Annotated in this window: 18 protein-coding genes and 1 pseudogene; 10 read left to right on the top strand and 9 right to left on the bottom strand. The window is 71.9% G+C overall.

Translation table 11 applies throughout. The features are described from left to right. Positions 1-6: 6 nt before the first annotated feature. Positions 7-96, top strand: a pseudogene (locus AB0P24_RS14585) (transcriptional regulator); the annotation flags it as partial. 48 nt (positions 97-144) lie between these two features. Here AB0P24_RS14585 and AB0P24_RS14580 read toward each other — a convergent pair. Next, entirely contained in the window at positions 145-1,779 is a 1,635-nt protein-coding gene (locus AB0P24_RS14580) for a M48 family metalloprotease (RefSeq protein WP_365793774.1), read from the bottom strand. Positions 1,780-1,970: 191 nt separating this feature from the next. Then, positions 1,971-3,089 (bottom strand): hypothetical protein, encoded by a 1,119-nt coding sequence (locus AB0P24_RS14575; protein ID WP_365793772.1) that lies wholly within the window; start codon positions 3,087-3,089, stop codon positions 1,971-1,973. 119 nt (positions 3,090-3,208) lie between these two features. On the opposite strand from AB0P24_RS14575, the gene AB0P24_RS14570 reads away from it, so the two are divergent. Then, on the top strand, positions 3,209-4,363 hold the full coding sequence (locus tag AB0P24_RS14570) for a cystathionine gamma-synthase (RefSeq protein WP_365793770.1): 1,155 nt from the start codon (positions 3,209-3,211) through the stop codon (positions 4,361-4,363). A 4-nt stretch (positions 4,364-4,367) separates the two neighbouring features. Here AB0P24_RS14570 and AB0P24_RS14565 read toward each other — a convergent pair whose 3' ends face one another. The 3 genes from AB0P24_RS14565 to AB0P24_RS14555 all read right to left on the bottom strand — a co-directional run bounded on the left by AB0P24_RS14565 (position 4,368) and on the right by AB0P24_RS14555 (position 5,831). Next, a complete protein-coding gene (locus tag AB0P24_RS14565; protein ID WP_365793768.1) occupies positions 4,368-4,616 on the bottom strand; it encodes a hypothetical protein in 249 nt (82 codons plus the stop codon). Beyond that, positions 4,613-5,119 carry a sigma factor-like helix-turn-helix DNA-binding protein gene (locus tag AB0P24_RS14560; protein ID WP_365793766.1) on the bottom strand — a complete coding sequence of 169 codons (507 nt, stop codon included), beginning with the start codon at positions 5,117-5,119 and terminating at the stop codon, positions 4,613-4,615. Before AB0P24_RS14560 ends, AB0P24_RS14565 begins: the two co-directional genes overlap by 4 nt. 214 nt (positions 5,120-5,333) lie before the next feature. Continuing rightward, a complete protein-coding gene (locus AB0P24_RS14555) occupies positions 5,334-5,831 on the bottom strand; it encodes a MarR family transcriptional regulator (RefSeq protein ID WP_365793764.1) in 498 nt (165 codons plus the stop codon). Between the two features lie 161 nt (positions 5,832-5,992). Here AB0P24_RS14555 and ilvA point away from each other — a divergent pair, with 161 nt between their 5' ends. From ilvA to AB0P24_RS14540, 3 genes are all read left to right on the top strand, one after another. Beyond that, positions 5,993-7,222 (top strand): threonine ammonia-lyase, encoded by a 1,230-nt coding sequence (ilvA, locus tag AB0P24_RS14550; protein WP_365793762.1) that lies wholly within the window; start codon positions 5,993-5,995, stop codon positions 7,220-7,222. A gap of 209 nt (positions 7,223-7,431) precedes the next feature. Further along, positions 7,432-8,448, top strand: coding sequence for an ATP-binding cassette domain-containing protein (locus AB0P24_RS14545; protein WP_365793760.1), 1,017 nt, complete (start codon positions 7,432-7,434; stop codon positions 8,446-8,448). A gap of 17 nt (positions 8,449-8,465) precedes the next feature. Further along, the gene (locus AB0P24_RS14540; RefSeq protein ID WP_365794014.1) at positions 8,466-9,245 is read left to right on the top strand and encodes an ABC transporter permease; all 780 of its coding nucleotides are present in this window, start codon (positions 8,466-8,468) and stop codon (positions 9,243-9,245) included. Between the two features lie 104 nt (positions 9,246-9,349). On the opposite strand, the gene greA is transcribed toward AB0P24_RS14540, so the two are convergent. Together greA and AB0P24_RS14530 are read right to left on the bottom strand one after the other, a co-directional pair. Then, positions 9,350-9,850 (bottom strand): transcription elongation factor GreA, encoded by a 501-nt coding sequence (greA, locus tag AB0P24_RS14535; protein ID WP_365793758.1) that lies wholly within the window; start codon positions 9,848-9,850, stop codon positions 9,350-9,352. 168 nt (positions 9,851-10,018) lie between these two features. After that, complete coding sequence (locus tag AB0P24_RS14530) at positions 10,019-10,417, bottom strand: DUF4307 domain-containing protein (RefSeq protein ID WP_365793756.1); 399 nt, start codon at positions 10,415-10,417, stop codon at positions 10,019-10,021. A gap of 193 nt (positions 10,418-10,610) precedes the next feature. Here AB0P24_RS14530 and mca point away from each other — a divergent pair, with 193 nt between their 5' ends. Together mca and AB0P24_RS14520 are read left to right on the top strand one after the other, a co-directional pair. Continuing rightward, positions 10,611-11,492: a mycothiol conjugate amidase Mca gene (gene mca, locus AB0P24_RS14525; RefSeq protein WP_365793754.1), complete on the top strand. Its 882-nt coding sequence runs from the start codon at positions 10,611-10,613 to the stop codon at positions 11,490-11,492. Further along, positions 11,485-11,718, top strand: a complete 234-nt coding sequence (locus tag AB0P24_RS14520) for a hypothetical protein (RefSeq protein WP_365793752.1) — start codon at positions 11,485-11,487, stop codon at positions 11,716-11,718. Before mca ends, AB0P24_RS14520 begins: the two co-directional genes overlap by 8 nt. Positions 11,719-11,724: 6 nt before the next feature. Here the strand turns inward: AB0P24_RS14520 and AB0P24_RS14515 are convergent, their stop codons facing one another. Next, on the bottom strand, positions 11,725-14,925 hold the full coding sequence (locus AB0P24_RS14515; RefSeq protein ID WP_365793750.1) for a tetratricopeptide repeat protein: 3,201 nt from the start codon (positions 14,923-14,925) through the stop codon (positions 11,725-11,727). A gap of 146 nt (positions 14,926-15,071) precedes the next feature. Then, positions 15,072-15,476 carry a hypothetical protein gene (locus AB0P24_RS14510; RefSeq protein WP_365793748.1) on the bottom strand — a complete coding sequence of 135 codons (405 nt, stop codon included), beginning with the start codon at positions 15,474-15,476 and terminating at the stop codon, positions 15,072-15,074. Between the two features lie 214 nt (positions 15,477-15,690). On the opposite strand from AB0P24_RS14510, the gene AB0P24_RS14505 reads away from it, so the two are divergent. The 3 genes from AB0P24_RS14505 (at position 15,691) to AB0P24_RS14495 (ending at position 20,032) form a co-directional block, all read left to right on the top strand. Next, positions 15,691-16,380 (top strand): helix-turn-helix domain-containing protein, encoded by a 690-nt coding sequence (locus AB0P24_RS14505; RefSeq protein ID WP_365793746.1) that lies wholly within the window; start codon positions 15,691-15,693, stop codon positions 16,378-16,380. Next, the gene (locus tag AB0P24_RS14500) at positions 16,361-18,397 is read left to right on the top strand and encodes a thioredoxin domain-containing protein (RefSeq protein WP_365793744.1); all 2,037 of its coding nucleotides are present in this window, start codon (positions 16,361-16,363) and stop codon (positions 18,395-18,397) included. Before AB0P24_RS14505 ends, AB0P24_RS14500 begins: the two co-directional genes overlap by 20 nt. 339 nt (positions 18,398-18,736) lie before the next feature. Next, positions 18,737-20,032, top strand: a complete 1,296-nt coding sequence (locus AB0P24_RS14495; protein ID WP_365793742.1) for a glycosyltransferase family 2 protein — start codon at positions 18,737-18,739, stop codon at positions 20,030-20,032. The last annotated feature ends 3 nt before the right edge of the window (positions 20,033-20,035 follow it).

Below are 20,035 nucleotides of genomic sequence, written 5' to 3'. Positions count from 1 at the left end.
GGGGCGTACCTGCTGACCGAGTGGGCGAGGGAGAACGGCGACGCGGTGCTCGATGCACCCGACGCCGATTCCGAGCCCGTCGCCCCTGGCGGCTGAGGCCCCGCCAGGGGACGGCCCCGGATTCCGTTCGCGTCGGCGGGCGGGTCAGGCCGGCTGTGGGCTCGGTGGCAGCAGGGCTCGTAGCGGGCCGGTGTCGGGGCGGTCGGCCAGCGCGGCGGCCACCGCGGCGTGGAACGCGGCCTCCGTGCCCGCCTCGCCGTCGAGGTCGGACGCGGAACCGGGCAGCCGTACCGCCGCCGGCCGCGACCAGGAGAACTCCCAGTTCAACAGGGACCGCGCGCTGAACTCGGCCAGCACCATGCTCCGCAGCGAGTCCCGCAGCACCGGCCGCACGGACTCCCGGAACACCGGATCTGGTGCCGTCGCCGCCTGCCCGGACAGCGGCAGTCGCTGCGCCAGCTGCCACAGCCGGCCGTCGTCGATCACCCCGAGCAGCGCGGACAGCGTCGGCCGGTCGCCGGTGTGCAGGGCGAGCGCCCGGTGCAGCGGGGTGTCGAGTGAGGCCAGCCCCGCCGCCATCGACGAGTTCAGCAACTGCTCCCAGTCCCCGGCGCGCTCGAACTGCCGTACGTCGTCGGTCAGCACCGCGTCCTCCAGCGCCGCCAGGGTCCGGTCCGGGTCGGCGAGCAGCGCGAGGGCCGGGCCGGCGTCCTGCGTGCCGCGCCCGTCGGCGGGCAGTGCCTCGATCCGCCGCACCCGGTCGGCGATCGGCGGATGCGAGTCGTACGGCGACGCCGGCTCCGTCGGCAGCTCCTCCCGCAGTCCCGCCAGCTCCGCCTCGCGTGCCGTCAGCATCCGGCCGAAGCCGCCGAAGAACTGCCCGCGCGGCGGCAGTTGCCGGGCCGTGAGGCCCAGCATCGCGTACGAGTCGAGGTAGAAGCCGTGGGCAGCGGAGAGGACCTGGATCTCGCGGAGCGCGGAGGCGGTCGCGTCCCGGCCGGCGATCCGCGCGGCGGTCAGGTCGGCGGCGTACTCCTGCGCGCGGGCCGTCGACAGCGTGGCCCGCATGTAGAGCTTCGCGTACGCCGTGTAGAGCGCCGCCATCAGCCGGTACGTGATCCCGGCGCCGGCGGTGTCGATCTCCTTGGTCCGCCTGCCCTTCGCGGTCCGCCGGGCGGCGGCCTTCTCCTGCCGGGCGCGCTCGGCCGCCGCCGTGCTGTCGGCCCGCGCGTGGAAGTGCCCTACGGTCCGACCGATCTGCACCCGGCCGCGCACGGCGAGCGCCGACAGCCGGGTGTCTCCGCCGGTGAAATGGCCGTACTCATGGGCGAGTACGGCCTTCAGCCGGGCCTCGGTCAGCCCGGTCAGCAGCGGCACGCCCAGGTAGAGGCGGCGGGGGCCGGGGCGGAGGCCGAGCAGCCGGGGCTGCTCGCTGACCGCCGCGTTGACGTCCCCGGTGAGCACGACAGCGTCCGGCGCGCGGGTGCCCGTGGCCGCCGCGAGCTCCCGCAGCAGGGCCCACAACCGGGGCTCGTCGGCCGCCGTGACCGGGAGGCCGGGCGGAGCCTCGCCCTCGGGGGTCCGCAGCATGAACATGCCCCTGACGACCGGGACCGCCAGCAGCAGGGAGACGATCACGATCTTCCCGGCGAAGGCGTCGGGCGCCCACTCCACCGCCACCACGTCGACGACGGCCGCCACCGCCAGCAGGACGAGGCTCAGCAGGTAGAAACCACAGAGCAGGACAAGGGCGCGCAGCGCCCGCAGAGTTGCGCCCATCGGGCAGATCCCCCCACAGGTCCCCGGGGAACGGGGAACCGACAACGACACGGAGAACGAACGGGAACGCGGGGGGATGCGGAGCCGGTCAGGCGCCCTCGGTGGTCCGCGCCCGAAGGGGCGCGGGGAGCTGCGCGGCCGGCCCCCACCGGCCCGCGGCCGACACGCGACGTGTCTTCTCGCCGGCCCCCTCAGCTGTGCAGCGTCGCCGGGCTGCCCCCGTTCGCCTCGTAGCCCGCCACCGCCAGCGCGCGGTAGAGGGCGAACTCGGCCGCCGGGTTCGCGGACAGCGTCCAGGGCAGGGCCCCCACATGCCCGTCGACGTGTATCAGCTCGGCCATGGCCTCCGCCCAGCGCTCCGAGCGCACCAGGAAGAAGACCAGCAGATGCCGGACGTGCGCGAGCATCGGGTCGTCCTCGCGGGCCGAGTGCACCGCGTGCAGGGCGCCGTGGACGGCCTTGGTGACGACCTCGCTCTGGTAGAAGCTCGCCACCAGGTTGACCTCGGGAAGGTGCTCGAAGACCGCGAACAGCGGCATCGCGGCCAGCAGCGAGCCGCGCGGGGCGCGGGCGGCGGCGGCCTCGGCGAAGGAGTACGCCAGCTCGCGCGAGCCGTGCCACTTCTCGCACCAGTAGTGCAGCGCCGCCAGGTGCGCCCCCATGTGCGCGGGCGCGCGGTCCAGGATCTTCAGCCACAGCTGCTCGAACTCCGGCTGCGCGTAGTTCAGCCCGCGCGCCACCGACAGCTCGATGATGTACGGCACCGGGTCCCCGGGGGAGAGCAGCGCCGCCTGCCCGCAGGCGTCCCTGGCCTCCTCCATGATGATCCGGAAGTCGTCGGTGCCGGGCGTCGACGTCCGCCACGCCTGCTGGACCAGGAACTCCGCGTGCACGGCCGCACCGCCGGCGTCCTTGGGCTGCTCGGCCCGCCAGACCCGCAGCCACTGCCCGCCCGGTGTCTCGCTGACCCCGCCCGGCCGTTCCTGGAGCTCCAGCGCCGCCGCGCCGGCGAAGGCCTGCACGCGCTGCCAGCGCAGCTCGCCCGCGATCTCCGTGCCCGCGAGCAGCTGCGAGGCCGCGCGGTAGTCCTGGGTGCGCTGCACGACGTCCAGCACGTCCAGCAGGTCCTGGTCGGGGCCGGGCATGCGGATGTCCAGGTCCTCCTCGCGCACGAAACCGTAGTCCGCCGGGTCGGCGGCGTCCGGGTGGCTCGGGTGGACCTGCTCGATCATGCCGCGCCGCCGCCGCAGAACGGGGAGCAGCGCGAAGCTCAGCAGGAGCGCCGCCATCAGGGCCCAGAGAATCGCCATGCGTCAAGCGAACCAGACGGCGCCGGCAATTGGCCAACCGGTGCCCTGACCTGTGGACAACCGAAGCCCCCTGCTGTGGACAACGCGCCGGGGCCGTCGGAGCACTAGTCTCGTCAACCATGAGCGACAGGCACATCAGTCAGCACTTCGAGACGCTCGCCATCCACGCGGGCAACACGGCGGACCCCCTCACCGGTGCGGTCGTACCGCCGATCTACCAGGTCTCGACCTACAAGCAGGACGGCGTCGGCGGCCTGCGCGGCGGCTACGAGTACAGCCGCAGCGCCAACCCGACCAGGACCGCGCTGGAGGAGAACCTCGCCGCCCTGGAGGGCGGGCGGCGCGGGCTCGCCTTCGCGTCCGGGCTGGCGGCCGAGGACACCCTGCTGCGCACCCTGCTCAGCCCCGGAGACCACGTGGTCATCCCGAACGACGCCTACGGCGGCACGTTCCGGCTGTTCGCGAAGGTCGTCTCGCGGTGGGGTGTGGAGTGGTCCGTCGCCGACACCAGCGACCCGTCCGCCGTGCGGGCCGCGATCACCCCGCGGACCAAGGCGGTCTGGGTGGAGACCCCCTCCAACCCGCTGCTCGGCATCACCGACATCGCCGCCGTCGCCCAGGTCGCGCATGACGCGGGCGCCCGGCTCGTCGTCGACAACACCTTCGCCACGCCCTACCTCCAGCAGCCGCTCTCGCTCGGCGCGGACGTCGTCGTGCACTCCCTGACGAAGTACATGGGCGGTCACTCGGACGTGGTCGGCGGCGCGCTGATCGTGTCGGACCAGACGCTCGGGGAGGAGCTGGCCTACCACCAGAACGCGATGGGCGCGGTCGCCGGGCCGTTCGACTCGTGGCTGGTGCTGCGCGGCACCAAGACGCTCGCGGTCCGCATGGACCGGCACAGCGAGAACGCGACCAGGATCGCCGACATGCTGAGCCGGCACGCGCGCGTGACGCGGGTGCTCTACCCGGGTCTGCCCGAGCACCCGGGGCACGAGACCGCCGCCAAGCAGATGAAGGCGTTCGGCGGCATGGTGTCCTTCCAGGTCACGGGCGGCGAGGAGGCGGCCGTCGAGGTCTGCGACCGCGCCAAGGTGTTCACGCTCGGCGAGTCCCTCGGCGGCGTGGAGTCCCTGATCGAGCACCCGGGGCGCATGACGCACGCCTCGGCGGCCGGTTCCGCCCTGGAGGTGCCCGCCGACCTGGTGCGCCTGTCCGTGGGCATCGAGAACGTCGACGACCTGCTGGAAGACCTTCAGCAGGCCCTCGGCTGATCGTTCACCAGCCGACGATGGGCGGAGTCGTCGTGGACGGCGGCTCCACCCACGGGTGCACCGTCGCCGCCCAGATTGTGAACGCCACCGCCGCCGCGCACAGCAGCAGCCACAGCAGGCGGCGGGCCCGCCGCCTGCGCCGCAGCATCCGGCCGCCCCGGCGCAGGACCTCGCCGTAGAGGTCGGGCGGGACCGCAGGCGGCGTCCGTTCCATGATCCGCCGGGCGGCGGCCTCGCGTTCGAGACGGTTCACGACGGAGCCACCTTCGCCCCCAGCAGCCCGGTCGCCGTCGTCCGCGGCGGATGCAGCAGGGTCGCCGTCGCCCGGTCGCACAGGACGTGCACGCGCTCCGCGGGCATCCCGAGCAGCGCCGCCGTCTGCTCCTCGGCAACCCCCTCGTACAGCCGCAGCACCAGGATCAGACGCTCCCGGGGGGTGAGCACGGCGAGGGCGCTGCGCGGGTGCGGACGCGTGCGGCTGAACGGGCCGCCGTACTGGTGCCAGGCGGAGTTGGCGAAGCGCAGGGCGAGGTGCTGACGGGCCCGGTCGTACGGGTCCTCGCCGCGCAGCCGGTCCCAGCACGCGTACGTGTGCGCGAGCGCGAGGGCCAGCAGGCGTCGCGCGCGGGGGTTGGCGTCCGGCGCCTCGGCGGTCAGCAGGGTGGCGGCATGCAGCAGCCGTCCTGCCGCGCCCGCGACGAACGCCTCGAACTCCCGGGCCCGGCGGGCGTCCCGCAGCGCCTGCCGATCGCGCACCGTGCCTCCCCGACTGCGGGACCCCCTGACACGGATACGGCGGGGTCCGGTCTCATATGAGGCCAGGGGCGGGCCCACGGTCAAGAGCCGCGCGGCACACGCGCGTGCCGGATGTCCGGGCGGCATCGGGGCGTGCGTACCCGGGACGTCCGGGCGGCCCGGGGGAGTCCGGGCCCGGATCCTCAGGTGGCCGGATCCTCAGGCGCCTGGATCCTCAGGTGGCCGACGAGGTGTCCGCGGCCGGCGGCACCATCCGCGCGGACAGCGCGCAGTTGAAGCGGGTGAGCAGCGCGCAGAACGTCTCGCGTTCCGCCTGCTCCCAGTCCTGCGTCAGCTCCGCCATCAACTGGCGCCGCGAAGACCGCACTTCCTCCAGCCGCGACAGCCCGCGCGGGGACAGCTGGAGCACCACGGCCCGGCCGTCCTCGGGGTGCGAGGTGCGCTTGACGAGCCCGGTGTCGACCAGCGGCGCCACCTGCCGGGTGACCGTGGAAGAGTCGATCCCCATGCTCGCGGCGAGCGCCTTGACCCCCATGGGGCCTTCCTTGTCGAGACGGTTCAGCAGCAGGTACGCGGCGCGGTCCATGGAGTTGCGCACCTGGCCGACGCCGCCGAGCCGGGTCTGTTCGGCACGGCGGGCGAACACCGCCACCTCGTGCTGCAGCGTGTCGAGGAGACCGCTGTCACCGACGGTCGTCATGTCCATCGACATTTCAGGTGTTGTGGGCATGGCCGGGGGCTCACTTCATGAAGAGTGCTGTGGTGGGGGACAGAGTACGCGGACAGGGGGCGAGCCGTACCGGTGCTGTGCAAACCGGTCTCGGAGGTTGGTCACACCCGCGACTTCGGCCTGTGAACTGCGAGACTTGAGTCATGAGCTACAGCACGGCTGACTCCTTGCGTCACGTCACCCTCGACGACGTGCGCGGTGCCCAGAAGATGCTCGCGGGCGTGGCGCGGGTGACCGCGATGGAGGGCAGCAGGCATCTGTCCCAGCTGGCCGGCACGCCGGTGCACCTCAAGTGCGAGAACCTCCAGCGGACCGGTTCGTTCAAGCTGCGCGGTGCCTACGTCCGGATCGCCGGGCTGCTCCCGGAGGAGCGCGCCGCCGGGGTCGTGGCCGCGAGCGCCGGCAACCACGCGCAGGGGGTGGCGCTGGCCTCGTCGCTGCTGGGTGTGCGCTCGACGGTGTTCATGCCCAACGGCGCCCCGCTGCCCAAGATCAGCGCCACCCGGGAGTACGGCGCGGAGGTGCGGCTGCACGGTCAGGTGGTGGACGAGACGCTGGCCGCCGCCCAGGAGTACGCGGCGCGGACGGGCGCGGTGTTCATCCACCCCTTCGACCACCCGGACGTCATCGCAGGTCAGGGCACGGTCGGGCTGGAGATCCTCGACCAGTGCCCCGAGGTCGGCACGATCGTCGTCGGCGTGGGCGGCGGCGGGCTCGCGGCCGGGATCGCGGTCGCGGTGAAGGCGGTCAGGCCGGACGTGCGGATCGTCGGCGTCCAGGCGGCGGGCGCGGCCGCGTATCCGCCCTCGCTGGCGGCCGGGCACCCGGTCACGGTGGCGAACCCGGCGACGATGGCCGACGGCATCAAGGTCGGCCGGCCCGGTGACGTGCCGTTCGCGATCATCGAGGAGCTGGTCGACGAGGTCCGCACGGTCAGCGAGGACCAGCTGTCCGCCGCCCTGCTGCTGTGCCTGGAGCGGGCCAAGATGGTTGTGGAACCGGCCGGGGCCAGTCCGGTCGCGGCGCTGCTGGCCGAGCCCGGCGCCTTCGCCGGACCGGTCGTCGCCGTACTGTCCGGCGGGAACGTCGACCCGGTGCTGATGCAGCGGGTGCTGCGGCACGGCATGGCCGCGCAGGGCCGCTACCTGGCCGTACGGCTGCGGCTGACCGACCGGCCGGGCGCCCTCGCCACCCTGCTCGGGGTGCTGTCGGCGGTCGACGCCAACGTTCTCGACGTGAGCCACATCCGGACCGACCCCCGGCTCGGGCTCGCCGAGGCGGAGGTCGAACTCCACCTGGAGACCAAGGGCCCCGCCCACTGCGCGGAGGTCGGCCACTCCCTGCGCGAGGCCGGATACACGGTCATCGACTGAGCGCGGCGGCCGTCCCGGCGGAAGACGGCCAGGCCGGCGGCTTTCCCCTCACTCGTTCGGGGAAATCCGTCGACGGACGCGATACATCGCGTTATGGTGAGTCGCGTGGCCACCCCTGTTCCCGCCGTCGCGCCGGCGAAAACCCTAGGCGGACCGAGGGCCGCATCTCTAGCCTTTTCCGCAGCACCCCCGACGACGTGGAGATCCATATGCCAGGCGCCATCTATGCCGAAGGTCTGGTCAAGACCTTCGGCGACGTAAGGGCTTTGGACGGCGTCGACCTCGACGTTCCCGAAGGCACGGTCCTCGGCCTGCTCGGGCCGAACGGCGCGGGCAAGACGACGGCCGTCCGCTGCCTGACGACCCTGCTCCGCCCCGACAGCGGCAAGGCGGTCGTCGCGGGCATGGACGTGCTCAAGCAGCCGGACGCCGTACGCCGCTCCATCGGCCTGTCCGGACAGTTCGCGGCGGTCGACGAGTACCTCACCGGCCGGGAGAACCTGCAGATGGTCGGCCAGCTCTACCAGATGCGGGCCCGGCAGGCCAAGGCCCGCGCGGTCGAGCTGCTGGAGCAGTTCCACCTCACCGACGCCGCCGACCGCCCCACCAAGACCTACTCCGGCGGCATGCGCCGCCGCCTCGACCTGGCCGCCGCCCTCGTCGTCTCGCCGCCGGTGATGTTCATGGACGAGCCGACCACCGGCCTCGACCCCCGCAACCGCCAGCAGCTGTGGGAGGTCATCCAGCAACTGGTCTCCGGCGGTACGACGCTGCTGCTCACCACCCAGTACCTGGAGGAGGCCGACCACCTCGCCCACGACATCGCGGTCGTCGACCACGGCAAGGTCATCGCCCAGGGCACCTCCGACGAACTCAAGGCCCGCACCGGCGGCGAGCGCGTCGAGGTCGTGGTGCACGAGCGCGAGCACATCCGGACCGCCGCTGAGGTCCTCGGCGGCTTCGGCAAGGGCGACACCACCGTCGAGGAGCACACCCGCAAGCTCACCGTGCCCGTCACCGGCGGCGCCAAGCTGCTCGCCGAGGTGATCCGCGAGCTGGACTCCCGGGGCATCGAGATCGACGACATAGCCCTGCGCCGCCCCACCCTCGACGACGTCTTCCTGTCCCTGACCGGACACGTGGCCGAGGAGAAGGCCGAGGGCGCCGGCGAGCAGGGGACCAAGAAGAACACCCGCAAGGACAGCCGCAAGGAGACCGTGAAGTGAGCGCCGTGAACGACTCCATGGTCGTGGCCCGCAGAAACCTGATTCGCATGGGCCGGATTCCCGAGATGCTGATCTTCGGGCTGATCCAGCCGATCATGTTCGTGGTGCTGTTCACCTACGTGTTCGGCGGCTCGATCCAGGTCGGCTCGTCCAGCTCCACCCAGGCCTACCGCGAGTTCCTGATGGCCGGCATCTTCGCGCAGACCGTCACCTTCGCCACGGCGGGCGCCGGCGCCGGTATCGCCGACGACATGCACAAGGGCCTCATCGACCGCTTCCGCTCCCTGCCCATGGCACGCGGCGCGGTCCTGACCGGACGCACCCTCGCCGACCTGGTCCAGACGGCGCTCACGCTCGTCGTCCTGGCGGTCGTCGCCGTGATAGTCGGCTGGCGCACGCACGAGAACTTCGGCAAGGTGCTCGCCGGCTTCGGCCTGCTCCTGCTGCTCGGCTACGCGTTCTCGTGGATCGGCGCACTCATCGGACTGTCCGTGCGCACGCCCGAAGCGGCGACCTCGGGCGGCCTGATCTGGCTGTTCCCGCTGACGTTCATCTCGAACGCCTTCGTGGACGCGAACCACCTGCCGGCCTTCCTGCGCCACATCGCGGAGTGGAACCCCTTCAGCGCCACCGTGCAGGCGTGCCGCGAGCTGTTCGGCAACCTTCCGCCGGGCTTCAACGCGTCGAACGCCTGGCCCATGCAGCACCCCGTCTGGGCCTCGCTGATCTGGTCGGTCGTGATCATCCTGGCTTTCCGCACCCTCGCGGTCCGCAAGTACCGCCGGGCGGCCGGCTGACGGACCCCTCTCGTCGGTCGTGCGCCGGAGCAAGCCCTGGTCACCGCCGACAAAGGCCCCCGGCGTCCTGTGGTGTGGACGCCGGGGGCCTTTGTCTGTTCGGGTCAGCCCGAGTAGGGCTCGGCCTTCAGGATCCGCACCGAGGCCTTCTTGCCGTTCGGCAGCTCGTACTCCGCGTCCTCGCCCACCTTGTGGCCGATCACGCCCGTGCCCAGGGGGGACTGCGGGGAGTAGGTCTCGACGTCGGAGCTGGCGTATTCGCGCGAAGCCAGAAGGAAGGTCATGGTGTCGTCCTCGTCACCGTCGAAGGCGATGGTGACGACCATGCCGGGCGCGACGGCGCCGTCCGCGGACGCCGGGGCCTCGCCGACCTTGGCGTTCTCCAGAAGCTGGGTCAGCTGGCGCACACGGAGCTCCTGCTTGCCCTGCTCCTCCTTGGCCGCGTGGTACCCGCCGTTCTCGCGCAGGTCCCCCTCCTCGCGCGCGGCCGCGATCTTGGCGGCGATCTCCGTGCGCGCAGGACCAGACAGGTACTCCAGCTCGGCCCTGAGCTGGTTGTACGCCTCCTGGGTCAGCCAGGTGACGTTCTCGCTGGTCTGGGTCACAGGTGCTCCTCGTCGGTACTGGGAATACAAAGCATCGCCCTACCCAGAAGCATGTTCCTTCACGGAAGGGCGAAACCACGAGCCTAACAATTCAACGGCGGGAGGGGGAGGACATAAGCCATCAGAATCACGTCAACGCAGGTCAGCGCCTACGTATTCCGGCTGATGTCAGTCGGCGTGGCAGCCGAGCAGCTCCGCCGTGGTGCCCCGGGCCGTCGTACGGAGCGTGACCACCCGGTCGATCTCGGTCGCGGAACCGGTGAAGTGGAAGTCCGCCCGGCCCACCTCGGAACCGTCCGCAGCCTGGGAGCGCAGGGTGCAGTAGCCGGAGGCGCCGGCGTCCTTGTGGACCTCCAGATGCGCCTTGACCGCGTTGTCCGAGGCGTCGAAGGTGACGACCTGGGCGCTGATCTTGTTCTGTACCACGTAGTGGTAGGCCCAGTAGCCGACCAGGACGAGCAGCAGCGCGCCCAGCAGCGCGCCGGCGACCTTGAGCCTGCGGTCGGCGCGCTCGTCCGAGGTGCTGCCGTAACGGCCCTCGGGCAGCCGCGTACTCGCGGTACTCATGATCGTCCTCCTGGCAGGAACCGCTCCCCGGACCCGTCAGGAACCGGATCCCGGAATTATTCGCCCCCCGATTCGGTCACTATAGAAGCCTCCCGCCCGCCGCCCGACCACCACCCCTCAACGACGTCCTGCGGGACGACTCCTGCACACCGCTCCCGAGCTACCGGGGCGCCGACTTACCAAGGATTGAGTCTTGACTGACCAGTTGCGACTGATGGCCGTGCACGCCCACCCCGACGACGAGTCGAGCAAGGGCGCGGCGACCATGGCGAAGTACGTGTCCGAGGGGGTGGACGTGCTGGTCGTCACCTGCACGGGCGGGGAGCGCGGCTCCATCCTCAATCCCAAGTTGCAGGGCGACAAGTACATCGAGGAGCACATCCACGAGGTACGCAAGAAGGAGATGGACGAGGCCCGCGAGATCCTCGGCGTCAAGCAGCAGTGGCTCGGCTTCGTCGACTCCGGCCTGCCCGAGGGCGACCCGCTGCCGCCGCTGCCCGAGGGCTGCTTCGCCTTGGAGGACGTCGACAAGGCGGCCGGTGAGCTGGTGCGCAGGATCCGCGCGTTCCGCCCGCAGGTGATCACCACCTACGACGAGAACGGCGGCTACCCGCACCCCGACCACATCATGACCCACAAGATCTCGATGGTGGCGTTCGAGGGCGCGGCGGACGCCGAGAAGTACCCCGAGGCCGAGTTCGGGCCGGTCTTCCAGCCGCAGAAGCTGTACTACAACCAGGGCTTCAACCGCCCGCGCACCGAGGCGCTGCACAACGCCATGCTGGAGCGCGGCCTGGAGTCGCCGTACGGGGACTGGCTGAAGCGGTGGAGCGAGTTCGAGCGCACCGAGCGCACCCTGACCACGCATGTTCCATGCGCGGACTTCTACGAGATCCGCGACAAGGCGCTGATCGCGCACGCCACGCAGATCGACCCGGACGGCGGCTGGTTCAAGGTGCCGATGGACCTCCAGAAGGAGGTCTGGCCGACCGAGGAGTACGAGCTCGCGAAGTCACTCGTCGATACCTCCCTCCCCGAGGACGACCTCTTTGCGGGCATCCGCGACAATGCCTGACATGAGCGCAAGCCTGGCACTGACGCACCTCGTCCCTCTTGCCAAGGAGGTCGACGAGAACAAGGTCACCCCCGGAGTCCTCGGCTTCATCGTCTTCGCGGTGATGGCCGTGGCGGTCTGGGGCCTGATGAAGTCCATGAGCAAGCACATGCAGAAGGTCGACTTCAAGGAGTCCACCCAGAGCGGGGCGGACTCCAAGACGCCGGCCGCCGAACCCAAGAGCTGACCGGCGTCACGCCCTGGCCGGTACCGGCACTCCCATCACCTCGCGGGAGTGCCGGCTGGGGACCATGCCCAGACGCCAGGCCTGCCAGCCCGACTCCAGGTGCACCCCGCGCTCCAGGAGCAGGCCGTACGCGGTGACGTACTCGGTCAGCTTCTCGTCGCGCAGCGGGTGGGCGCCGCGGGCGAGCTGGGCCAGGTCCTCCTGGGCGACGGCGGTGCCCACCTCCACGCCGCCGGGCGCGGCGTAGGGGAGCAGGGTGCAGCGCAGGAAGCGGGCCCAGTCCTCACCGCGCCGGTCGCCGTACGACGTGAACAGGGTGACCGCCTCGTCGCACAGGGCCAGGGCCTGCTGGGTGCGGGCGTTGCCGGCGTCGACGACGGCCAGCTCCAGGCAGGTCCAGGCCTCGCCGTGGACCACGCCGATGCGCTGGAAGTCGGCACGGGCGTCGACCAGGAGCTGGCGGGCGAAGCCGGAGTTGCGCAGCGAGCCGGTCTGGGCCGCCCGCTGGTCGCGGGTGACCCGGGCCGAGTGGTGGCGGGCACAGGCCAGGCCGTAGACGTCCCGCATCCGGGAGAACATCGTGCGCGAGCGCTCCAGCTCGCGGACCGCCTGGTCCAGGGTGCCGGTCTCCTCCAGGGCCTGCCCCAGGTAGTACACCGTCCACGCCTCGCCGCGCGCGTCCTCGTTCTCCCGGTGCCGGGCCGCCGCCGCGCGCAGTCCGTCGACCGCGGGGGACGCGTCGCCGTCCACCAGCCGGGCCCGCGCCAGCTGGGTCAGCGCCCAGGCCTCGCCACGGGCGTCCCGGGTACGGCCGTAGCGGTCCAGCGCGGCCCGCAGCTCACGCTCCGCCCGCGGCACGTCGCCCATGCGCAGGGCCAGCTGGCCGAGCTGGAAGTGCGCCCAGGCCTCGCCGTGCACCGAACCGCCCTCCCGGTGCAGGACGAGCGAGCCGGTGAGCAGGTCGAGGGCCTCCGGCAGCCGGGCTCGGTCGCGCTGCACCGCCGCCAGCGCGTGCATCGTCCACGCCCGGTCGGTGGCCAGTGCGGGGGCCGCCTGGAGGTCCAGGGCCTCCTGAAGTCTGGCCGCCGCCTCGGTGAGGTTGCCCTGGTGGTGCAGGGTGATCCCGAGTGAGCACAGCGCGCGGGCCGCGCCGGCGTCGTGATGCGCCTCCATGTACAGGTCGACGACGGAGGTGAGGGTGGTGCGGGCCTTGTCCAGCTCGCCCAGCTGGCGGGCCGCGATACCGGTACGCCACTGCACCGAGCGCACGAGGAGGCCCTGGTCCACGGCCTGTGCCAGCTCGCTGATCTCACCGAGCCGGTAGAGGTCGCCGCGCAGCAGGCAGTAGTCGCACAGCGCGCCCAGCAGGTTCTGCACGGCCGTCTGGTCCACGCCCTCCGCGTGCCGCAGGGCCGCCGTGATGAAGCTCGACTCGTCGTCCAGCCAGCGCAGCGCCTCGTCGAGGGAGGTGAAGCCGTGCGGGCCGAACCGGTCCGAACGGGTCGACATGTTGCCGTCGACCAGGCGCAGCACGGAGTCGGCGAGCTCCGCGTAGTTCACGATCAGCCGCTCCTGCGCCGCCGTGCGGTCGGCCTGGGTCTCCTCGTCCAGGAGACGGGCCTGGGCGAAGGAGCGGACCAGGTCGTGCAGGCGGTAGCGGCTGCCGCGGACGTGGTCGATCAGGCCGGCCCGGGCGAGCGTGACCAGGAGGCGGGTCGCCTCGGCCTCGTCCGCGCCGAGCAGGGCGGCCGCGGCCGCGGCGCCCATCGAGGCCCGGCCCGCCAGCGCCAGCCTTCTCAGCATGCGGCGCCCGGTCTCCGACTGGTCGGTGTAGCGCATCCACAGCACCCGCTCCACCGGCCCGACCGGACCGTACGCGCCCAGGTCGGTGGCGAGCTGGAGCGGTGAACGCGAGCCCAGTGACGATCCCGCCACCCGCAGTGCCAGCGGCAGCCCGCCGCACAACTCCCTGATGCGGTCCGTGGACTGCGCGTCGTACGGCCCCGAGGCGTCCTCGGCGGCGGCGTCCAGCAGTTCCTCCGCGCCGGCCGCGTCCAGCGCGGAGACGGGCAGGTGGTGCACCCAGGCCGGCAGATCGGCGGGAAGGTCGAGCTGGTCCCGGGCGGTGACCAGGACCAGGCTGTCGGAGCGCTCCGGTACCAGGGTGCGCACCTGCTCGGGGTCCGAGGCGTCGTCCAGCACGATCGTCACCGGGAGACCCGTCAGGTGCTGGTGGTACAGCTCGCTCAGCCGCTTGACCTGCTGGTCGGCGGAGGAACGCTCACGGAACAGCAGCTGCTCGCGGGGCGCGCCCAGCCGGTTGAGCAGATGCAGCAGGGCGTCCCGGGTGGGCAGCGGCGGCTCGTCCCGGGTGTCGCCGCGCAGGTCCACGACGACCGCACCGCGGAAGAGGTCCCGCAGCTCGTGGGTGGCCCGGACCGCGAGGGCGGTACGGCCGGAGCCGGGCTCCCCGTGCAGGACCACGACCGTCGGCCGGGTCTCGGTGGCCGCCCGGGCCGCCTGCGCCCACTGCCGGATCCGCGCCAGCTCCTGCTGTCGTCCGGCGAACGGGCCGTCAGGGGTGGGCAGCTGCCCGAACGACTGCTCCAGCACCGTACGCCTGCGGGCCGCCGCGCTCTTGTCCGCGCCGCGCAGCCCGGGGCCCTGCTTCTTCGGTCCTGTGGAGGCGCTGAGCACCCGCTGCTGATCGAGGAACGGCCGGATGCCCCGCACCTCCAGCGCGGTCAGCCACTGGAGCCGCAACTGCTCCGGACCGCCGGGCTGACCGGCCGCGCCGGCGTGGTGATGCGCGGCGGGCAGATGGGAACCGGCGACCTTGACGACCGTGGCGGCCGCCCCCACCACCCCGGCGGCCACGCCCGCGCCGAGCGCCGTGGCCGCCCCGGTGCCCAGGGAGAGGTCGGCCACGGTGGCGGCGACCGCCGCGACGGCCGCGACCAGCAGGGGAGTTCCGGAGCCCTCCTTGGCGTAGCGGCGGCCGAAGCTCGGGCGGCCCGCCTCCGTCTCGTCGAGGGCGTGGGTGTAGGCCGCGTACTCCTCGGCGGCCGTCCGCTCCATCTCCTCCAGCCCGTCGCGCGCACGGGACAGCAGCACCTGTCCGTCGACACGGCCGCCCGACCGGCGGACCTCCTCCTCCACGGCCCGCACCAGCAGCCGATCGGCTTCCGCCCGATGGGCGTCCCGCATGTCCCGTCCCCCTCCAGCGGCAACTCCGTTGTGTACAAGTGTCCTTGTGAAGGGTCGCGATGGCGAGGGGGCGACGATCAGGCGATCGGTGAGGGTTCCGTGGCGGTCCTGGCCACCGGGCGGTCCCGGCTACCGGGTGATACCGGCTACCGGACGGCCCGGCCGGGCTGGGCGGTCATCCGGCCCCACCCCTTGGACAGGGCCAGGTACACGCAGGCCGCCGCCAGCCCCGCCTCCGCCACGGCGCTCGCCAGCGCTTCCAGCAGGGCCGTGCCCATCGGCGACGTCGTTATGTCGAACCACGCGTCCAGGACCGCGACCGAGGCCGTCGCGGACGCGGTGAGGCGGGCCCGGGCGTCGCCCCGCAGGCCCAGCACCGCCGTCGCCGCGCAGCCCGCCGCCATCAGGACGTCCAGCCCGATCCAGGCCAGCGACCAGTTGTGCACCTCGGTCCTGGTGGGCAGCGTCCGCGCCAGCACCACCATCCACGGCACGAGCAGCACGGAGGACGATCCGAGGAGGATCAGTGCCCACCGCTTCAGCTGCCTCATCCGCTTCGTCCTTCGGGTCCGGGTCGCCGTTAACCGGTTCAACACGTTTTCCCCCTTGCCTTGTTCCGGAACCGTGGCTGTGGAACCTGTGAATCGCTCGGCTCCCGCCCATTGCCTTCACGCTAGACCGCAGAGAAAATTCTGCAAAGAAAATTCGGCGGACATCGGGGGAAGGTCAGGGATGTCTCAGGGTTCTCAGGGCTACGGTGGCCGCATGACCGACGGCACGCCCCGCACGGCCGGAGCCCCCGAGCCCGCCACCTCCGCCGAGAAGCCCGCCGTACCCGCGGACCCGCCCGCCACCTCCGCCGAGACGCCCGCCGCCCCCGCCGAGCTGACCAGCCTGGAGCGCACCGCCCTCTACAAATCCCTGGGCAACCCCCTGCGCCGTCGGATCCTCGACTACCTCGGCCGGCACGGCGAGGCGAACTCCACGGTGCTCGCCCGCGAACTCGGCGAGAGTTCCGGCACCACCAGCTACCACCTGCGAAAACTCGCCGAGCAGAAGCTAATTGAGGAGATCCCGGAGAAGTCGGGCGGCCGCGAGCGCTGGTGGCGGAGCCTGCCCTTCAGCCACACCGCACCCGACCCGGCCACGATGACCACGGAGGAGTACGCGGCGGCCGAGCACCTCGCCCTCCTGAAGATCGAGGTCGACACCAGGCTCTTCCGCCGCGCCCACGAGGAGTACCGGGGCCCGCAGGGCTGGGCCCAGGTGCAGCGCACCGGCACCTGGATGACCAAGAACGACCTGCACGACTTCGTCCGTGCCTACCAGGAACTCCTCGACCGCTACAGCCACCCCGACGACGCCGTACCCGAGGGGGCGCGCCGGGTGAATCTGCGCTTCTACGCGGCTCCCGACCCCGTGGGAGAGTGGGAGGGTGAACCGACTGGCCCATGAGACGTCCCCGTACCTCCTCCAGCACGCCGACAACCCCGTCGACTGGTGGCCGTGGTCGGCCGAAGCCTTCGAGGCGGCGCGGACCGCGAACAAGCCCGTCCTGCTGAGCGTCGGGTACAGCTCCTGCCACTGGTGCCATGTCATGGCCCACGAGTCCTTCGAGGACGGGGCCACCGCCGACTTCCTCAACGAGCACTTCGTCAGCATCAAGGTCGACCGCGAGGAGCGGCCGGACGTGGACGCCGTCTACATGGAGGCCGTACAGGCCGCCACCGGACAGGGCGGCTGGCCCATGACCGTCTTCCTCACCTCCGACGCCGAACCCTTCTACTTCGGCACCTACTTCCCGCCCGCCCCGCGCCACGGCATGCCCTCCTTCCGGCAGGTCCTGGAGGGTGTCCGGGCCGCCTGGGCCGACCGGCGCGACGAGGTCGCCGAGGTCGCCGGGAAGATCGTCCGCGACCTCGCCCAGCGGGAGCTCGGACACCAGGGCGGCCGGCCGCCCGGCGAGCAGGAACTCGCGCAGGCGCTGCTCGGGCTCACCCGCGAGTACGACCCGCAGCGCGGCGGATTCGGCGGCGCCCCCAAGTTCCCGCCGTCCATGGTCATCGAGTTCCTGCTGCGCCACCACGCCCGCACCGGCGCCGAGGGCGCCCTGCAGATGGCCGCGGACACCTGTGAGCGGATGGCCCGCGGCGGCCTCTACGACCAGCTCGGCGGCGGCTTCGCCCGCTACTCCGTCGACCGCGACTGGATCGTCCCCCACTTCGAGAAGATGCTCTACGACAACGCCCTGCTCTGCCGGGTGTACGCGCACCTGTGGCGGGCCACGGGCTCCGAGCTGGCCCGCCGGGTCGCCCTGGAGACCGCCGACTTCATGGTCCGGGAACTGCGCACCGGCGAGGGCGGGTTCGCCTCCGCGCTCGACGCCGACAGCGACGACGGGAGCGGTCGGCACGTCGAGGGCGCGTACTACGTGTGGACGCCCGCCCAGTTCCGCGAGGTCCTGGGCGAGGACGCGGACCTGGCCGCCCAGTACTTCGGCGTCACCGAGGACGGCACCTTCGAGAAGGGCCAGTCCGTGCTGCAGCTCCCGCAGCAGGAAGGCGTGTTCGACGCCGAGCGGATCGCCTCGGTCAAGCGGCGCCTGCTGGCCGCACGGGCCGATCGCCCGGCCCCGGGCCGTGACGACAAGGTCGTCGCCGCCTGGAACGGCCTCGCCGTCGCCGCGCTCGCCGAGACCGGCGCCTACTTCGACCGCCCCGACCTGGTCGACGCCGCCGTCGGCGCCGCCGATCTCCTCGTGCGGCTCCATCTCGACGAGCACGCGCGGCTCGCCCGCACCAGCCGGGACGGCCGGGCCGGCGCCAACGCGGGCGTGCTGGAGGACTACGGCGATGTGGCCGAGGGCTTCCTCGCGCTCGCCTCCGTGACCGGTGAGGGTGTCTGGCTGGAGTTCGCCGGGCTCCTGCTCGGCCATGTCCTGGCCCGCTTCACCGACCAGGAGAGCCCGGAGTCCGGCGCCCTCTACGACACCGCCGCCGACGCCGAGCGGCTCATCCGCAGGCCGCAGGACCCGACCGACAACGCCACCCCCTCGGGCTGGACCGCCGCGGCCGGCGCCCTGCTCGGCTATGCGGCCCACACCGGCTCCGAACCCCATCGCACCGCCGCGGAACGGGCGTTGGGGATCGTCGGGACACTCGGACCGCGCGTGCCGCGCTTCATCGGATGGGGCCTCGCCGTCGCCGAGGCGCTGCTCGACGGGCCGCGCGAGGTCGCGGTCGTCGGACCGGACGCCGCGGACGCCGGCGCGGCCGCCCTGCACCGCACGGCACTCCTGGGCACCGCACCCGGTGCGGTCGTGGCGACGGGAACTCTGGAGAGCGACGAGTTCCCGTTGCTGGCGGGGCGGCCGCTCGTCGGCGGTAAGGCGGCCGCGTACGTGTGCCGCCACTTCACCTGTGACGCCCCGACCACCGACCCGGAACGGCTGAAGGCGGCACTCGGAGGCTGAGGGGCGCCGAAACCCCGACCACCGCCCTACGACCCCCAGCCGCAGGCCGACAACGAGCTCCGCGCCCCTTACGGGGCGCGGAGCTCGTTGTCTTGAAACATGCCATTTATCGGCCGAGTGCACACTCTTCACATCTTCCTCATAAGATCCACCCCATGCCGTGACAGGTGTGACACACCATCACGGTTGGGGCGGGGTGGACGTGAAGACTTTGTAAGTGAAGTTTGCGTCTTGTGTGATCGCTGTTCACCCAAGGGCCCCTAGCATCGCTGGAGCAGTGCCCGGTTCTGTCTCATTTCGGGCCGTGGCAGTCGTGTCATGTGGGGGGAGAGCGCAACTTTGTCCGAGTTCTTCGACCAGGTCTGGTCGTGGATCGTCGAGGCTGTGGGGGAAACTTCGTGGCGAGAGCTGATGCCGCTGGGGCTTGCCGGACTGTTCGTCTGGCTGCTCTGGCTGTACCGGGCGGTGCTCTCGCGGTTTGCCAAGCCGGTCGTCAACGACTTCCGTACCAGCGTCTCCGTGGTGGTTCCGGCCTACCGGGAAGACCCGGAGATCCTGCTGGAGTGTCTGGAGACCTGGCTCGCCCAGGATCCCGCTGAGATCATCATCGTCCCCGACGTGGAGGACCACGAGGTACTGCACCGGCTGTCGCTGGTGGAGGACCCCCGGGTCCGGGTGCTCGCCTTCGAGCACCGAGGGAAACGCTCCGCGCTGGGGGTCGGCATACGGGCCGCCACCAGCGAACTCCTCGTCCTGGTGGACTCCGACACCCGCTGGGAGCCGGGACTGCTGGACGCCGTGCAGATGCCGTTCGCGGACCCCGCGGTCGGCGGCGTGGGCACCCAGCAGAACGTCTACCAGCGCACCACCAGCGTATGGCGCCGTATCGCCGACTGGCTGGTCAACCTCCGGTACTACGACTACGTACCGGCCATGGGCCGGGCCGGTGCCGTGGCCTGTCTGTCCGGCCGTACCGCCGCCTACCGCCGCGAGGCGGTCCTGCCCGTGCTGGAGAACCTGGAGAACGAGTTCTTCCTCGGCCGCCGCTGTGTGGCGGGCGACGACGGCAGGCTGACCTGGCTGGTCCTCGCGTCGGGCTACAAGACCGTGCACCAGTCCTCCGCGCGGGCGATCTCCATGTTCCCCTCGTCCTTCCGGGCCTTCGTGAAGCAGCGCGTCCGGTGGAGCCGCAACTCCTACCGGTGCTACCTGACCGCTGTGTACAAGGGCTGGCTGTGGCGGGTCCCGCTGGTCACCAAGATCACGGTGCTGCAGATCCTGCTGACCCCGGTGACCATGGGCATGGCCCTCGGCTATCTGCTGACCAGCCGGCTGGACTTCACCGGCCGCGGCATCGCCCTCACCCTGATCTGGCTGCTCCTGGGCCGTGCCGTCCGCGGCTACTCGCACCTGCGCAGGCACCCGCAGGAGATCTTCCTGCTGCCGCTGACCGCCCTCGTGGTCATCATGATCTCGCTGCCGATCAAGCTGTACGCCTTCGTCACCATGAACAAGCAGGGCTGGCTCACCCGCAGCAGCACCAGCATCGGAGGCGAGGGCCAGAGCGCGGCCACCCTCGCCGGACCCGCCGCGGGCGGCCAGAGCCACCCCGCCCTCCAGCCCGAGGTGGTCTGACGC

The sequence above is a fragment of the Streptomyces sp. NPDC086519 genome (genome assembly GCF_040686075.1).
GTDB classification, from domain to species: domain Bacteria; phylum Actinomycetota; class Actinomycetes; order Streptomycetales; family Streptomycetaceae; genus Streptomyces; species Streptomyces shenzhenensis.
Note: the sequence above shows the minus strand (reverse complement) of the source record. Positions and strands in the feature narration are given on the sequence as shown.

What these genes read in the sequence shown, in the direction of transcription:
- AB0P24_RS14580 (WP_365793774.1), bottom strand. Translation starts at nt 1,779, where the DNA reads ATGGGCGCAACTCTGCGGGCGCTGCGCGCCCTTGTCCTGCTCTGTGGT.
- AB0P24_RS14575 (WP_365793772.1), bottom strand. Translation starts at nt 3,089, where the DNA reads ATGGCGATTCTCTGGGCCCTGATGGCGGCGCTCCTGCTGAGCTTCGCG.
- AB0P24_RS14570 (WP_365793770.1), top strand. Translation starts at nt 3,209, where the DNA reads ATGAGCGACAGGCACATCAGTCAGCACTTCGAGACGCTCGCCATCCAC.
- AB0P24_RS14555 (WP_365793764.1), bottom strand. Translation starts at nt 5,831, where the DNA reads ATGTCGATGGACATGACGACCGTCGGTGACAGCGGTCTCCTCGACACG.
- ilvA (WP_365793762.1), top strand. Translation starts at nt 5,993, where the DNA reads ATGAGCTACAGCACGGCTGACTCCTTGCGTCACGTCACCCTCGACGAC.
- AB0P24_RS14545 (WP_365793760.1), top strand. Translation starts at nt 7,432, where the DNA reads ATGCCAGGCGCCATCTATGCCGAAGGTCTGGTCAAGACCTTCGGCGAC.
- AB0P24_RS14540 (WP_365794014.1), top strand. Translation starts at nt 8,466, where the DNA reads ATGGTCGTGGCCCGCAGAAACCTGATTCGCATGGGCCGGATTCCCGAG.
- AB0P24_RS14530 (WP_365793756.1), bottom strand. Translation starts at nt 10,417, where the DNA reads ATGAGTACCGCGAGTACGCGGCTGCCCGAGGGCCGTTACGGCAGCACC.
- AB0P24_RS14520 (WP_365793752.1), top strand. Translation starts at nt 11,485, where the DNA reads ATGCCTGACATGAGCGCAAGCCTGGCACTGACGCACCTCGTCCCTCTT.
- AB0P24_RS14515 (WP_365793750.1), bottom strand. Translation starts at nt 14,925, where the DNA reads ATGCGGGACGCCCATCGGGCGGAAGCCGATCGGCTGCTGGTGCGGGCC.
- AB0P24_RS14510 (WP_365793748.1), bottom strand. Translation starts at nt 15,476, where the DNA reads ATGAGGCAGCTGAAGCGGTGGGCACTGATCCTCCTCGGATCGTCCTCC.
- AB0P24_RS14505 (WP_365793746.1), top strand. Translation starts at nt 15,691, where the DNA reads ATGACCGACGGCACGCCCCGCACGGCCGGAGCCCCCGAGCCCGCCACC.